At 61.0% G+C, this 14,815-nt stretch carries 12 protein-coding genes; 4 read left to right on the forward strand and 8 right to left on the reverse strand.

Features of this window, described 5'->3' with window-relative positions; translation table 11 throughout:
* Positions 1 to 23: 23 nt before the first annotated feature.
* Positions 24 to 1,043, forward strand: coding sequence for a branched-chain amino acid aminotransferase (locus IFT57_RS10760; protein WP_122715253.1), 1,020 nt, complete (start codon positions 24 to 26; stop codon positions 1,041 to 1,043).
* Positions 1,044 to 1,172: 129 nt separating this feature from the next.
* Here the strand turns inward: IFT57_RS10760 and IFT57_RS10765 are convergent, their stop codons facing one another.
* The gene (locus IFT57_RS10765) at positions 1,173 to 1,331 is read right to left on the reverse strand and encodes a hypothetical protein (protein WP_192047161.1); all 159 of its coding nucleotides are present in this window, start codon (positions 1,329 to 1,331) and stop codon (positions 1,173 to 1,175) included.
* Between the two features lie 189 nt (positions 1,332 to 1,520).
* Between IFT57_RS10765 and treS the strand changes: the two genes are divergently transcribed.
* The gene (gene treS / locus IFT57_RS10770; RefSeq protein WP_192151364.1) at positions 1,521 to 3,584 is read left to right on the forward strand and encodes a maltose alpha-D-glucosyltransferase; all 2,064 of its coding nucleotides are present in this window, start codon (positions 1,521 to 1,523) and stop codon (positions 3,582 to 3,584) included.
* 605 nt (positions 3,585 to 4,189) lie between these two features.
* Here the strand turns inward: treS and IFT57_RS10775 are convergent.
* Complete coding sequence (locus tag IFT57_RS10775; RefSeq protein WP_244657319.1) at positions 4,190 to 5,470, reverse strand: substrate-binding domain-containing protein; 1,281 nt, start codon at positions 5,468 to 5,470, stop codon at positions 4,190 to 4,192.
* A gap of 105 nt (positions 5,471 to 5,575) precedes the next feature.
* Between IFT57_RS10775 and IFT57_RS27245 the strand changes: the two genes are divergently transcribed.
* Entirely contained in the window at positions 5,576 to 5,869 is a 294-nt protein-coding gene (locus IFT57_RS27245; protein ID WP_192151366.1) for a hypothetical protein, read from the forward strand.
* A gap of 290 nt (positions 5,870 to 6,159) precedes the next feature.
* Positions 6,160 to 7,005, forward strand: a complete 846-nt coding sequence (locus IFT57_RS10785; protein ID WP_192151367.1) for a hypothetical protein — start codon at positions 6,160 to 6,162, stop codon at positions 7,003 to 7,005.
* 155 nt (positions 7,006 to 7,160) lie between these two features.
* Here the strand turns inward: IFT57_RS10785 and IFT57_RS10790 are convergent, their stop codons facing one another.
* From IFT57_RS10790 to IFT57_RS10815, 6 genes are all read right to left on the reverse strand, one after another.
* A complete protein-coding gene (locus IFT57_RS10790; protein ID WP_199868828.1) occupies positions 7,161 to 7,958 on the reverse strand; it encodes an IclR family transcriptional regulator in 798 nt (265 codons plus the stop codon).
* A 104-nt stretch (positions 7,959 to 8,062) separates the two neighbouring features.
* Positions 8,063 to 9,604 (reverse strand): AMP-binding protein, encoded by a 1,542-nt coding sequence (locus tag IFT57_RS10795; protein ID WP_192151368.1) that lies wholly within the window; start codon positions 9,602 to 9,604, stop codon positions 8,063 to 8,065.
* 3 nt (positions 9,605 to 9,607) lie between these two features.
* Positions 9,608 to 11,311, reverse strand: coding sequence for an ABC transporter permease subunit (locus IFT57_RS10800; protein WP_192151369.1), 1,704 nt, complete (start codon positions 11,309 to 11,311; stop codon positions 9,608 to 9,610).
* Positions 11,308 to 12,372, reverse strand: a complete 1,065-nt coding sequence (locus tag IFT57_RS10805) for an ABC transporter ATP-binding protein (protein ID WP_192151370.1) — start codon at positions 12,370 to 12,372, stop codon at positions 11,308 to 11,310. The genes IFT57_RS10800 and IFT57_RS10805 overlap by 4 nt, the downstream gene beginning before the upstream one ends.
* 12 nt (positions 12,373 to 12,384) lie before the next feature.
* The gene (locus IFT57_RS10810; protein ID WP_192151371.1) at positions 12,385 to 13,449 is read right to left on the reverse strand and encodes an ABC transporter substrate-binding protein; all 1,065 of its coding nucleotides are present in this window, start codon (positions 13,447 to 13,449) and stop codon (positions 12,385 to 12,387) included.
* A 147-nt stretch (positions 13,450 to 13,596) separates the two neighbouring features.
* Positions 13,597 to 14,355, reverse strand: coding sequence for an enoyl-CoA hydratase/isomerase family protein (locus IFT57_RS10815; RefSeq protein ID WP_192151372.1), 759 nt, complete (start codon positions 14,353 to 14,355; stop codon positions 13,597 to 13,599).
* Positions 14,356 to 14,815 lie beyond the last annotated feature (460 nt).

A 14,815-nucleotide genomic window follows, 5' to 3' on the forward strand; every position in this document is an offset into this window, starting at 1 on the left:
ATCGCCAAAGGGTAGAGGGTGTCATGGGTCACGAAAGCATCAACTGGGACAAATTGGGTTTCGACTACATCAAGACCGACCTGCGCTACCTGTCGCACTGGCGCGACGGTGAATGGGATCAGGGCAACCTGACCGAAGACAACGTGCTGCACATCAGTGAAGGCTCCACCGCGCTTCACTATGGACAGCAGTGCTTCGAGGGCCTCAAGGCCTACCGTTGCAAGGATGGTTCGATCAATCTGTTTCGCCCTGACCAGAACGCCCTGCGCATGCAGCGCAGCTGTGGTCGCCTGTTGATGCCGCAAGTCCCCACCGAGGTGTTCATCGACGCCTGCCGCCAGGTGGTCGCCGCCAACGAGCGCTTCATTCCGCCCTATGGTTCAGGCGGCGCCCTGTACCTGCGTCCGTTCGTGATCGGCGTAGGTGACAACATCGGCGTGCGCACTGCGCCCGAGTTCATCTTCTCGATTTTCTGCATTCCGGTCGGCCCTTACTTCAAAGGTGGCATGAAACCGCACAACTTCGTCATTTCCGGCTACGACCGCGCCGCGCCCAACGGCACCGGTGCCGCCAAGGTGGGCGGCAACTACGCCGCCAGCCTGATGCCGGGTTCCAATGCCAAGAAGGCAAACTTTGCCGATTGTATCTACCTGGACCCCCAGACCCACACCAAAATCGAAGAAGTGGGCTCGGCGAACTTTTTCGCGATCACCCGCAACGATGAATTCGTGACCCCGAAATCACCGTCCGTGCTGCCTGGCATCACCCGTCTGTCGTTGATTGAACTGGCGCAATCACGCCTGGGCTTGAAAGTGATCGAAGGTGATGTGCTGATCGATCAGCTCGACCAGTTCAAGGAAGCGGGCGCCTGCGGCACCGCGGCAGTGATTACCCCGATCGGAGGAATCGAATACCAGGACAAGCTGCACGTGTTCTTCAGCCAGGAAGAAGTGGGCCCATTCACGCAACGCCTCTACAAGGAGTTGACCGGTATCCAGTCCGGTGACGTGGAAGCTCCACAGGGTTGGATCGTCAAGGTCTGATCTTAGGGGCAGGCCGGCACCTGGCGGCCTGCTTGCCCTGCATCCCTTAGCCGCTCGTTCGAGCGGCATCTTCATCAGTGTCGAGCCTTGCGCGTCGACTCTGCGTGCCTCAGGTCAAGCCTTGCGATTTCAGCTCGCCAGATGCGTCTGAAAAGAAATGCGTTGGAACTGCGTGCGCGCATTTTCCATGGCCTGTACTTCTCGTCGCTTGTCTGCCCGTATCAGCCCCACGAAAACGAAGGTCCCGAGTACGGAAAGTGCGCACCAGCCCAGCAGAAAGGTAATCATGGGTCTCTCCTGTTGATCGCCCGCGCAGGGATGATCCCCTGCCAATTGCTGTATCGGCCTGATGGCACAATGCTTTATACCGTTCATCGGATCAGATCAGCGTGGCGCCTTCAGGGAAATCCTCGACGGATGCAACGATAACCCTCCGTCGTACTCTTACTGTAGGACACTTTTCGAGGGCAAGTAACGATGACGACGCCGGACAAGGACTACATCCAATGGCTGGTCGACCAGTCCATGCTGCATACGGCCAAACAGCGCGCCAAGCTGTATGCCGGACAGGCTCGGCTGTGGCAACGACCCTACGCCCAGGCCCGACCTCGGGATGCATCAGCCATTGCTTCGGTCTGGTTCACGGCCTACCCAGCTTCCATCGTCACCCGCGAGGAAGGCTCGGTATTGCAGGCCTTGGGTGATGAAACCCTGTGGCACGCGTTGTCCGAGATCGGCATCCAAGGTATTCACAACGGCCCGTTGAAACTGTCCGGCGGCCTGCGTGGACGTGATCGCACGCCCAGCGTCGATGGCAACTTCGACCGCATGAGCTTCGACATCGACCCCGAGCTGGGTACCGAAGCGGACATGATCCAGCTCAGCCGCATGGCTGCAGCGCACAACGCCGTGGTCATCGACGACGCGATCCCTTCGCACACCGGCAAAGGCGCGGATTTCCGCCTGGCCGAAATGGCCCATGCCGACTATCCAGGTCTCTACCACATGGTCGAGATCAAGGAAGAAGACTGGGGCCTGTTGCCTGAAGTGCCGGCTGGGCGCGACGCGATCAACCTGACCCCGGAAGTCTGCGACATCCTCAAGGAAAAGCACTACATCGTTGGTCAGTTGCAACGTGTGATTTTCTTCGAACCCGGCGTCAAGGAAACCGACTGGAGTGCGACCCCGGTGGTGGTTGGCGTGGACGGCAAGGCGCGGCGCTGGGTCTACCTGCACTACTTCAAGGAAGGCCAGCCATCGCTGAACTGGCTGGACCCGACCTTTGCCGCGCAGCAGATGATCATCGGTGATGCCCTGCATTCCATCGACGTCATGGGCGCGCGCATCCTGCGTCTGGACGCCAACGGTTTCCTCGGCGTCGAGCGTCGTGCCGAAGGTCCGGCCTGGTCGGAAAGCCACCCGTTGTCGGTGAACGGCAACCAGCTGCTAGGTGGCGCCATTCGCAAGGCCGGTGGTTTCAGCTTCCAGGAACTGAACCTCACTATTGACGATATCGCCTCGATGTCCCATGGCGGCGCGGACCTGTCCTACGATTTCATCACGCGCCCCGCCTACCAACACGCGCTGCTGTTGGGCAATACCGAGTTCCTGCGCCTCATGCTGCGTCAGGTGCATGCCTTCGGTATCGATCCGGCCTCGTTGATTCACGCCTTGCAGAACCACGACGAGCTGACCCTCGAACTGGTGCACTTCTGGACGCTGCATGCCCACGATACCTATCTGTACCAAGGGCAGACTTTCCCCGGCAATATTCTGCGCGAGCACATCCGCGAGGAAATGTACGAGCGTCTGGCCGGCGAGCATGCACCCTACAACCTGAAATTCGTCACCAACGGGGTGTCCTGCACCACTGCCAGTATCATCACGGCGGCGCTGGGCATCCGCGATCTTGAGGCGATCACCGATCAGGACATCAAGCAGATCCAGCACATTCATTTGCTGCTGGTGATGTACAACGCCATGCAACCCGGCGTGTTCGCGCTGTCGGGCTGGGATTTGGTCGGTGCGCTGACCTTGCCGGCCGAGCAGGTCGCTCACTTGATGGAAGACGGTGACACGCGCTGGATCCATCGCGGCGCCTACGACCTCGTAGGGCTCGACCCTGAGGCTGAATTTTCTGCGGGCAACATGCCCTGTCCGAAAACCCTCTATGGCAACCTGGTCGACCAACTGCAGCGTCCAGACAGCTTCGCTTCGCAGCTGAAAAAGATTCTGGCTGTGCGCCGTGCCTATGACATCGCCGCGAGCAAGCAAATCCTGATCCCGGATGTGCAACACCCTGGCCTGTTGCTGATGGTGCACGAGTTGCCTGCCGGCAAGGGTACGCAGATCACCGCGTTGAACTTCAGCAATGAACCGATTGTGGAGACGTTGCATCTGCCCGGTATCGCTGCGGGCCCAGTGGTAGACATCATCAACGAGCGGGTGGAGGGCGATTTGACCGAAGCCGGCGAATTCACCATTACCCTGGATCCGTACGAGGGTCTGGCCCTGCGTGTGGTGAGTGCCTCGCCGATCTGACCGCTTGCAAGCCCGGGTGTGTGATACACGCCAGGGCTTGCACAGCCAGATCGCGGAAAGCACTGAGGGGAGCCTGGGCTCCCCTCAAGGGTGTGTTGCATGCTCTTTTTTATTATTGAGGGGCGACCTGTTGTTGTATTTGTCAGTCGTGGCCCTTGTCGCTTGTTGTGCGACCCCCAAGCGGGGTCAAGAGCAAACGTATTTTTTTGAGCGCTGATCTGCCTTTATCATCGATCCAACCAGTGGGTAGCTACTGAGCGTAGTTTTGTTGTTCTCTACCTGGCTGCGGGGCAAGCCCCTGAAAAGCATTTCCTCTCCAAAAAAATCTGTTAGCTACGTCTCTGTCGCGTTTGTTCTTGTTATGTCAGAGTCGTTTCATCTTGTTGTTATTGGTTTATCGCGTTGTTGTTATTGTTGTACGTATGACATAGCAGGGTGCGTGCCAACTTTTACAACTCGTTTATAATCAATGATTTGCATTTATTGAGAGGGCTGTGTGCGACAGAGTGACGCAGATTTGTTCCCTTGTTACCCGAATCTGCCCCCGCTCTCGCATCACCGGTAACACTTTGTGTCTGCCATCGGCCACGGCATCGTGCCTTTAGTCATGGGCTAACCCAGACCTCCACCCGACGGTTCTTGATCCGCCCTTCGTCGACCTCGTTGGTCGCCACCGGCAGTTGCGCTCCGAAGCCCTGGATATCGCGGAACACCACGTCCGCCTTGGCCAGCTCCCGGCGTACCGCCATGGCGCGTAGCCGCGACAACAGCACCGCACGGGCGGAATCATCCTTGGCATCACCGAACCCCACCAGTGTGGTCTTGTTCTGCAGCAGGTGATGGCGGCGCAGGTAATCCTGCACCCTTACCACGTCGGCCAAAGCCTTGTTATCCAAGGTCGCGCTGCCTTCGGCAAAACGGAAACTCACCGACAGGCGCCGGCCCTCACGGGCCAATTGCCGGTACAGCGCAGGCATGTCGGGCGAGACAGGGACAGTCATGGCTTGCACCGTTTGCGCCACGAAGCCTTGCTGGGCAACGATTGCCTGCCCCGGTTCGCTCTGCGCGAAAGCAATCAATGCGTCGGCCCATGGCGATGGGCGCATTGGCGGGCTGTACATGTACAGCCTTCGGCTCAAGGGGTAGTCCTGGGTTGCGATCAGGCTGATGGTAGGTGCCATGAACCGACTGTCGCCATCGGCAATGGCCAGCGCGCGGGCATTGCGCACCGAAGCCAAGCCGATGAAGCCAATGGCGTAACGATCGGCGCTGACCCGATCCGACAGCTGCTCGCTGGATTCGAGCCTGACCGCATCGGCCGTCAGGCGCTTGGCATGCGGGGTCAGTACCTGGGCGCGAAACGTTTCCCATGTGCCCGAGCGGTCATCGCGGGCCAGAACATGGATCGGGCCACGGCCACCTAATACGTTCCAGTCGTGGATTTCGCCGCTGAATACCTGGGCAAGCTGGCGGGTGGTCAGCTGCCGCAGGGGGTTGTCGGGATGGACGATCACGGCCACGCCGTCGATGGCGATCACATGTTCGGCGCCGAAGCTGGCCAGGTCGCCCAGGGATGCCAGTCGGCTGCGCTCTTGGTCATTGATGGGTCTGGAGGAGGCGGCCAGATCGGCTTGCCCGGCCAAGAGGCTGTCGAAGCCTGTGCGGGAGCCGTGGGCGCCGACTTCGAAACGCAGCGAAGTGCCGTCCTGGGTCTGGGCGATAACGAGTTGTTCGCCGGGCGATGGGCTGCGCGTCTGGATATCATGCAAGCCGCGGGCTTCGAGCAGGCCGCGTATGAGTGCCGGAACCAGCACCGCCCCCATGGTGTTGGAGCCCTGGATGCGCAAGGTGACCGAATCGGCATGGGCGCCCGCACTCAGGTTCATGCCCAGGCTCAGGATGCACAGAATGAGAAGCAGACGGCGCATGGCGGCTCACCGGGTCGGGAAGCCTCGCAGATTAAGACAGTGATGTTGCAGGGGGATGACGGTGTGAAACATGAAAAACATCGCAGTGGATCATTGCCGCAGCGAGATCAACGCCAACCAGCTGTTTCTATGGCCAAGTTATATCAGGACGGAATCCTGTCGTTGGTCAGTGTAGGAAATTGCACATCACATGACGACCTGTTGGCATCGACGGTTGGCTACATGAGTGGTGCACTAGTGCAGCAGAATATCCACCGACTCCTGATGGAGCGATACAACTGGCGGCGACCGCATCAATTCAATGAAGGGCTAGCGCCTGCTCAAGCAGATCCGCGAATTGCAGCCGATGCTGGGTAAGAAGATGATGGAAGCGAAGTCCCTTAAACCGGGGCGTGCCATCTTCCTCATATGCACCGGCTGGCTGGATCACCCAGGAATGCTCTTTTCCATTCGCTCAGCACTACAGTCTCTCGGAAACCAGCCATTCGGGTCGGAACTACCTCATCTTCTCTGCAAGTGGCATTATCATCACCGGAAATTTTGACGAGGGATGCCTGTGCGGGCGTCCAGGAAGGTCGATGGAGCCCCGGGCGCTAGAGCGTTTGCGACTACTGACCAACAGTCCTAATCGGAAAAGCGTGTCGGAAATGGCTGATAGTGAAAACAGTACGTTTGCAGTCGAGTGGCTCCTGACACTGGCTCAGGATGACGGTTTGTTCTTCAACCCCAGATCAGACGAAACGAACATCAAGGCGATCATGGAGCGTTTCATGCCAGGATCGATCCTCGATGGCGTCTACGCTGTAGATGACAGGCCGGATACTCACAGATTCGATTTCGCTTACACAACCTCCAAACGAGATATCTTCTTTAACGTTTACGTGAATGCCATGGAGGTTTGGCTTGATGTCTCTGAAAGCAGCCCAGGTCTCGGTGGATCTGCGATCTACGCAGGGGTCGCAACCTTTGCCTTTAACACAGGCCACACCTTTGTAGGGGATCCCGACGGGTTGTCCGACCTCGCGCTCCGTAGACGGCTCGACAACATGTTATGCTCTGCTATCAAGTACGGCAGTACAGATCACATTGCTCCTCACCCTGATCAGATCAGCGGTAATGAGAGATTGGGCGTTCCTCCTCTGACCTGGGTCAGGGGACAGACGCTAGACAACATCCAGTCCATGATTGACACTGTAATCGTGTCCTTAGAAAACGTTGTACCGGAGGTGGCTCATGCCCATTACGACTTCCACGCGAAAACCTTCCGACATTTTGAAGGCAGACAGCTATTGGAGCCAGTTCTTGGAAGCTGGGGTCATAACCTTGCAGGAAGCGGAAAGGCGAGCGCAGGGATCACTACGTTTAAAAGATGCATACTGCTCCGATCCCTTGTACGCCAAGAAAGCATCTCGCGACCCGTCCTTTTGGAGCAAGTTCTACGCGACTCGGGTCAATTCGTAGACCGAGGCGAGCTCTTGGGCATTTTCTACTGATATCTTCGCTGCCTGTTTCTGTAGGCCCCTCATGGGGCATTTTCTATAGGAATCCTTTGGTAAGCGGAACAAGACCGGCGCACTGCCAGTGCCAATCAGGCCAGGAAGCTCCAAATTGCGGCCGCGAACGGCACGATGCCGTCTTCGATTGAAACTCAAACCTTGCGCTTGACCGAAATAGACGACGCCGCGCTGATTACCAGGTCTGCATAGCGTTTGCTGTCGCGCTCCGGCACCCAGCGTGAGCGGGATACCGCAAGGTTCACCGCACCGATGCCCCGGCCATTGCCATCGACGATGGCCGCCGCCGTCGACACGTCGCCATAGAAAAACTGGTCTTCGGTATGCGCATAGCGGCGCTGGCGAATCTGCTCGATGCTGGCCCAGATCTGCCCGCGGTCGGTGATGGTGGCCGGGGTGTGCTGGACGAACTGGCTGCGGTCGAAGATATCGTTTACCTCGTCGTCGCTGTAGGTCGCCAGCAGCGCCTGGCCCGGCGCGGTGCACCAGGCCGGCAAGCGGGTGCCGATGATGACGCTGGCATTGAACACGTGCCGGCTGACGATTCGCTGTACGTAAACGATGTCGGTACCGTCGAGCACCGTCAGGTTGGTTGCCTCTTCGGTGTCCGCGCTCAACTGCTGCAGGTAGGGCGCGGCACGGGTGACCAGTTCGCTGGACGTCAGGTAATGGTAGGTGAAGTCCAGCAGTCGCGGCGATAGCTCGTACTTCTTGCTGCTGTCCTTGTTCAGGTAGCCCAGGGTTGCCAGCGTATGAGTGAAGCGCTGTGCGGCACTGAGGTCCATGCCGGTCAACCCGGCGATGTCGGACAGCGACAACTGACGCTGGCTGCCGTCGAAGGCCATGAGCACTTTCATGGCCTTGTCGACGGACTGCACGTAGAGCGAGGAGGCCGTTGGGTCGGCAGGGGGTTTCTTCGGAGTACTGGCCATGAACGCAACACATTGGTGAAAAAACCGATTATCCGGCAGTTACCCGGCACTTTCTATCGCTATTCACTAAACCGTTACCGCACAGGCCGCTTATAGCCAGTCGTTCAACCGTGACTGTCCCAGGCGTTACCGACGTCCCTGGACAACAGATGCTTCTTGATGCGCTCGCTGGGCGTCAGCTCGAATTGCTCGACTTGCCGATAGTAGCGCGGCAGTTGATAGGACGCGCAGCGCAGCGCAGCCCATTCGCGCAAAGCCGGCCACTGCGCAACTGTGCCGGCCTCCAGTTGCACGTACAGCAGAATCTCCTGCTCGCCCACCGCCGATTCGACGCCCAGCGCTGCGCAGGCTTTCACCGCAGGATGGGCGCTGAACACCCGTTCGACTTCCCAGGCCGAAACGTTTTCGCCACGCACGCGCATGCTGTCGGTGCGGCGGCCGACGAAGAACAGATCGCCTTCGGCATCCCTGCGTGCCATGTCACCGGTGAACAGCCGGCCCTTGCGCAAGGCGCCCGCCGTGGCTTCGGGATTGTCCAGATAGCCGGGCAGGAAAACGCCCTCGACTTCACTGGACAGCACGATTTCGCCCAGTTGCCCCGCTTCGACCGGTGTACCGTCGCTATCCAGCAGTTCCACGCTCAGCCAGGGCAACGCGCGACCGATCGATCCCGGCTTGCCGGTACGGTTCAAGGTGGCGAAACTGGAACACTCGGTCATGCCGTAGCACTCGCGCAGAGGACAACCGAAACGTTGCTCGATCGCCGCCCAATTGGTCAGGCTCACACCCGCACCCCAAAGGGTACGCAGGCTATGCCGGGCAGGCCACTGCTCGGCGGGCTGCTGCATGAGGATATCGATGATCCCGCCCAGGTAATGCAACTGGGTCGCCTGCACTTGCACGCACTGCGCCCAGAATTTGCTGGCGGAAAAGCGTCGAACCACGTTCAGGCTGACTTCGGCCAGAAACGGCATCAGCAGCATCTGCGCGCCGCCGATGTGGCACAGCGGCTCCCACAACAGCAGCCGGTCACCTGCCTTGACATCGGCCACCTGCAGAACCGCCTCGCTGGCAATGCGCAGCATGCGGTGGGTGAACACCACACCCTTGGGCGCGCCGGTGGTGCCGGAGGTGTAGATCACGCAGAGCGTGGCATCGGCCGCGCTGTCCTCGAGCCGCAGCTTCGCTGCCGGGTAGGCCAGGGCCTGCTCGTGCAGCACGTCGATGCCGACATAGGTCAACTGCGCGGCGGCGCTGTCCGCCAGACGCTCGGCAAATTCGGCGTCGCCGACCACCAGGTCCGGACGCGCGTGCTCGAACGGGTAGTCCAGGCCAGGGCCGCGCAGCTTGGTGTTGATCGGAATCCACACCAGCCCGCTGAGGATCAATGCGTAGATCAGCACGATCTGGTCGTCGCTGTTGCCCAGCATGACCGCAACCCTGTGTCCGGCGCGCAAGCCCCGGTCAGCCAATACCTGCTGCAAGGCTGCGACCCGTTGGCGCAACTCCAGGGTAGCGAGCGATCGGCCCTCGAAGGTGACGCGCACGGCGTGGTCGTCGATCAGCAGGCCGGCATGGATCAACGGCGCGGTGGTGAGCTGATCGTGGCTGATGCGATGCGGGAAGAAGCGAGTGTATGGATGCATCGTTCAGAGCCCTTGACGTTTGGAAGTGGAACGCCGCGATACCCATTGGGCAATCACGGCAAACAGCACGATGAACACCAGTAAGGTGGTGGAAACCGCAGCCAGGGTGGGGGTAAGTGCCAGTTGGATGCTGTCCCACATCTGTTTGGGCAAGGTGGTATTGATGCCGCCACTGACGAAGATGGCGATGGTCAGATCGTCGAACGAAGTGATGAAGGCCAGCAGGAACGCGGAGACCAGGCTCGCCGACATCAGCGGCAGGGTCACGGTGCGCAGTCGCGTGAACGCACCGGCGCCGAGAATCCGCGCGGCATCGTCCAGGCGCCAGTCGTACTGCTTGAACGCAGCCGACAGGGTGACTACCACATAGGGCAGGGCCAGTACCGTGTGGCCCAGCACCAGGCCGATGTCCTTGCCCGCCAGGCCGAGCCTGGAAAACAGGTACAGCAAGCCCAGGGCAATCACGATGCGCGGCACGATCAGCGGGGCGATGAACAGTGCGAACAGGCCCTTGCGCCAACCCGCGCTTACCCGGGTCAAGGCCAGGGTCGCACCGAAGCCCAACACCAGCGCCAGCAGTGCGGTGGCCACCCCGACGCCCAGCGAGCGGAACAGGGCCGCCTGCCATACGGCGGACGTGAAGAACTCCTCGAACCATTTCAAGCTGAACAGCTTGGGCGGGAAGGCAATGAACGGGCTGCTGGTGAATGCCAGCGGAACGACCACCAGCACGGGCAGAATCAGCAGCATGACCAGCAGCACGCTGTAACCGGTCAACAGTGCTCCATCGCCACTGCGCCGCGGCGCTTTGCCCCGGCCCGAAAAGCGATGCCCCAGCCAGATCAGAATCTGCAGGCCCATTCCGGACTGACGTTCCTTGGGCGCCTCGCCGCCGAGCGACGACAGCCCGGCGATGCGGTCGTAGATCACGAACACCACCAGCGAGCAGGCCAGCAGGACCACCGACAGGGCACCGGCGAAGTTCATGTCGAACAGGTCGAGCACCGAGGAAATCACCAACTGCGCCACCATCATTTCCCGTGGCGAACCCAGCAGCGCAGGCACGATGAAAAACCCCAGGCTGGTAATGAACACCAGCAGACCCGCAGCGGCGATGCCGGGGGCCGACAGGGGCAGGAAGATGCTGAAGAAGCTCATCGAACCGCTGGCGCCCAGTGTCTGTGCGGCCGGCGCGAGGCGCTGGTCGATGCTGCGCATGATTGGCAGCAGGGTGATCACCGCCAGCGGCAGCATCGAGTGGACCATGCCGATCAGCACCCCCGAAAGTGCGGGCACCAGGCCGGACGGGTTGTCCAGCACGTCGGCGGCGAGCGTGGTCAGCAGGCCCTTGCGTGACAGCAGCAGCATCCAGGCATAGGTCTTGACCAGGTAGCTGGTCCAGAACGGCAGCATGATCCACAACAGCCAACGCTCGCGACCCATGGGCGAGAGCCGAGTGAGCAAGTAGGCCACGGGGTACGCGAGCAGCACCGACAGCACGGCCGTCAGCGCCGAGATCCAGAAGGTAATGCCCAGCACGCGGGCGTACACCGGGGTCGAGGCGATCCGTTCGAAATTGCCCAGGCTCAGCTCGCCGCTGGCGTTCTGGAAACTGCCCATGAGCATTTCCGCCACCGGCAGCAGAAAGAACAGTGCCAGGAAAAGCAGGGCGGGGATGGCCGGAATCAGGCCTTTGCGCCAGCTCATGAGGTGGCCTGCGCGGGCAGCAGGGTGGCCCGTGCGGGATTCCAGGTGATGCCAACCCGATCGCCGACGCGCGGACTGAGCTCGCGGGAACAGCGCACACTGAAGCGGTTGCCCGAAGGCAGCCGGACCAGAGCACGGGTGTCGCTGCCCAGGAATACGCATTCATCGACGATGCCCTGCAGCAAGCCGGCAGTGGGTTCGGTCAGGCGCGCGGCTTCGGGCCGGATGAGCAGGAACGCTTCGGTCCCGGCACTCGGCGCCTGGTGCCCGGCGCAGCCAGCCAGGTCCAGCCGTTGGCCTTCGACCTGCAGGTGGCCGGTGCCGTCGCGCTGGCCCTGGAGCAGATTGGAGTGGCCGATGAACTCGGCGGCGAAGCGGGTCGCCGGGCGATCGTAGAGTTCTTCTGGCGTGGCCAGCTGTTCGATGCGCGCGCGGTTCATCAGGCAGATGCGATCGGACAGGGTCAACGCCTCTTCCTGGTCGTGGGTGACATAGATGAACGTAGCCCCCAGCTCCTTGTGCATGCGGCGGATTTCCAGCTGCATGTGCTCGCGCAGGTTCTTGTCCAGGGCGCCCAATGGCTCATCGAGCAGGATGATCGAGGGACGGTAGGCGAAGCAGCGGGCCAGGGCGATCCGTTGTTGCTGGCCACCGGACAGTTCGTTCGGGTAGCGATGGGCGAAATCCTCCATGCGCACCATGCCCAAGGCGGCGTCGACCGCCTGGTTGACCTCGGCCTTGGGGTATTTGCGCATGCGCAGCCCGTACGCCACGTTGTCGCGCACGCTCATGTGCGGGAACAACGCATAGCTCTGGAATACCAGGCCGATGCCGCGCTTTCCTGGAGCGATGTGGGTCGCGTCCTGGCCATCGATCAGCAATTGCCCGCTGTCCGGTGGAACCAACCCGGAGATCATCTGCAGCAGGGTGGTCTTGCCTGAGCCCGAAGGCCCGAGCAGGGTCAGGAACTCGCCTTCGCGCACCTGGATATCGGTGGGTTGCAGGGCGACGAACTGACCATAGGTCTTGCCCAGGCCACGGGTTTCAAGTTTCACGCTCATGCATCGACTCCCTTACGACAAGATCCAGGCGTTGAACCGCTCGGTCACGGCAGTGCGGTTCTCTGCCCACCAGGCAGGGCTGGGCAGACGCATGTTTTCCAGGTTCTGCGGGGCGGTCGGCAGCAGCGCCGCGCGCTCCGCAGGGATGAACTCGAAGGATTTGCGGTTGGTCGGTCCGTAGGCCAGGGTGTCGGTGAAGTCGGCCTGGCGCTTGGCATCGGCGCAGAAGCGCACGAACTGTTTGGCCATGTCGGCGTGCGGCGTCCCCTTGGGGATGGCCCAGCCTTCGATCGAATAGAGCCCCTGGTTCCAGACGATCTGCACCGGTGCGCCGTTGTCGATGGCGGCCTGGGCGCGGCCGTTCCAGGCCGAGATCATGTCGACTTCGCCGCTCTGGATGGCCTGCATGGCTTGCGCGCCGGAGGTCCACCACAGGTCGATGTGCGGTTTGATCTTGTCCAGGCTCTTGAACGCGCGGTCGACGTCCAGCGGGTACAGCGCGTCGAGGCTGACACCGTCCGCCAACAGGGCCTGTTCCAGTGTGTCCAGCGGGCTGCGGCGCAGGCAGCGGCGGCCGGGGAATTTATCGACGTTCCAGAAATCCGCCCAGCTCTGCGGGCCCTTGCCGTCCTTGAAGGTGTCGGTGCGGTAGGCCAGCACCGTGGAGTAGACGTCGACACCCAGGAAGTTGGCGGTGATGGCTTCGGGAAGCAGGTCGGGGTATTCGCTCGCCGACAAGCCGATGGGTTCGAGGAAACCCTGGGCTTCGAGGTAGGGGATGTCGGCGGAAATGGTCAGGGTGGTGACGTCCCACACGTAATTGCGGGTTTTCACCATGGCCGAGAATTGCGCCACTGGCTGGGATTCCCGTGCCACGCTGATGACTTTGATGCCGGTGGCTTTTTCGAAGGGGTCGTAGAAAGCCTTGCGGTACGCCACGGTGTAGGGACCGCCGGGGTCGGAGACGATGATCTGTTTATCGGCGGCGCGGACCACGCTGGGCAGGCCGCAGACCAGTGCGACCGTGGCGCCGGCCTTGAGCAGCCGACGGCGCCCGGGGTTGGAAGGTGTGTGCATGACAGTCTCCTACAGAAAACGAATGGATCGTTGGGTAGTCAGGACGTCGGCAGTCAAAGTGTTGCAATAGCCGGGGTAGGTACATGGCCGCCGCCGTGCGGTGTGTCAGGTGCTGCGCGGTGTTGCGTTCGCGGCCGATGACCGCTCCTACTTGGCGCGGGCCTTGAAGAAGGCTTCCATCATTCGCTGCGGCTCGCCGGAGTCGTATGCTTCTTTCTGCAGGCGTCGGCCGGCTGCGATGCAATCCTTGAAGCCGGGCTCGCTCATTTCACGGAAGCGCTGCTTGTCCAGACGCATGGCGATCGGGGGCTTGGCGGCCAGCTCTTGGGCGATTTCCAGGGCTTTGCTCATGACCTGATCAGCCGGCACCAGATGATGGATCAAACCGATCTGCTTGCATTCATCGGCATTCATCAAACGACCAGTCAGTGTCAGCTCGATGGTGCGCGACATGCCCAGCATGCTGTTCATGATCCACGGACCCGTAGTGCTGGGGATGCCCGAGTTGATCTCTGGCTGGCCCATGCGCACCCCTGGGTGACCGACGCGGATGTCGCCCAGCAGCGCGACCTGAAACGCCGAACCGGCCGCTGTGCCATTCAGGGCGATGATCAGTGGCTTGGACAGCCCGCGCAAGGTGGCGTAGTAGCGCTCCCACTCGCCGACCCATTCCACGGCGCGGTCACCGTCGAAATCATGGGCCTCGGAGAGGTCTTGGCCTGCGGAAAAAGCGCGGTCACCAGCGCCGGTCATGATCACGGCCTTGATCGCCGGATCGGTGTCGTAGCCGTTCAAGGCTTCGATGATTTCGTTACGCATCGGCGTGGTCCAGGCATTCAGCACGGCCGGACGATTGAGGGTGATGACAGCGACAGGCCCTTTTATTTCTAGCACGATGTCTGACATGTTTATCTCAATGCGATAGTTGATGTGGAATAACGATAGAATCATCTCGCAGGATGCGCAACAGGTTTGTGTGGAAATCTTGGGCTTGAGTAAACGGCTGAAAGATTCGCGGCGGGGTGTCAGGTATTGCGCGGTGGTGGTTTCGCGGCCGATGACCGCTCCTACAGGGTTCAAATCGTAGGAGCGGTCCGTGGCCGCGAAGGGCGCGGCGGGGTGTCAGGTCTTGCGCGGTGGAAGTTTCGCGGCCGATGACCGCTCCTACAGGGTGCAAATCGTAGGAGCGGTCCGTGGCCGCGAAGGGCGCGGCGGGGTATCAAGTATTGCGCGGTGGAAGTTTCGCGGCCGATGACCGCTCCTACAGGGTGCAAATCGTAGGAGCGGCCCGTGGCCGCGAAGGGCGCGGCGGGGTGTCAGGTCTTGCGCGGTGGAAGTTTCGCGGCCGATGACCGCTCCTACAGGG

It is taken from the genome of Pseudomonas sp. CFBP 13719 (assembly GCF_014842095.1).
In the GTDB taxonomy this organism is placed as follows: Bacteria; Pseudomonadota; Gammaproteobacteria; order Pseudomonadales; family Pseudomonadaceae; genus Aquipseudomonas.

Bases quoted from the DNA above. Each gene is read 5' to 3' on its own strand.
- IFT57_RS10815 (WP_192151372.1), bottom strand. From the start codon at position 14,355: ATGTCAGACATCGTGCTAGAAATAAAAGGGCCTGTCGCTGTCATCACC.
- IFT57_RS10765 (WP_192047161.1), bottom strand. From the start codon at position 1,331: ATGATTACCTTTCTGCTGGGCTGGTGCGCACTTTCCGTACTCGGGACC.
- IFT57_RS10800 (WP_192151369.1), bottom strand. From the start codon at position 11,311: ATGAGCTGGCGCAAAGGCCTGATTCCGGCCATCCCCGCCCTGCTTTTC.
- treS (WP_192151364.1), top strand. From the start codon at position 1,521: ATGACGACGCCGGACAAGGACTACATCCAATGGCTGGTCGACCAGTCC.
- IFT57_RS10785 (WP_192151367.1), top strand. From the start codon at position 6,160: ATGGCTGATAGTGAAAACAGTACGTTTGCAGTCGAGTGGCTCCTGACA.
- IFT57_RS10805 (WP_192151370.1), bottom strand. From the start codon at position 12,372: ATGAGCGTGAAACTTGAAACCCGTGGCCTGGGCAAGACCTATGGTCAG.
- IFT57_RS10775 (WP_244657319.1), bottom strand. From the start codon at position 5,470: ATGAACCTGAGTGCGGGCGCCCATGCCGATTCGGTCACCTTGCGCATC.
- IFT57_RS10810 (WP_192151371.1), bottom strand. From the start codon at position 13,449: ATGCACACACCTTCCAACCCCGGGCGCCGTCGGCTGCTCAAGGCCGGC.
- IFT57_RS10790 (WP_199868828.1), bottom strand. From the start codon at position 7,958: ATGGCCAGTACTCCGAAGAAACCCCCTGCCGACCCAACGGCCTCCTCG.
- IFT57_RS10760 (WP_122715253.1), top strand. From the start codon at position 24: ATGGGTCACGAAAGCATCAACTGGGACAAATTGGGTTTCGACTACATC.
- IFT57_RS10795 (WP_192151368.1), bottom strand. From the start codon at position 9,604: ATGCATCCATACACTCGCTTCTTCCCGCATCGCATCAGCCACGATCAG.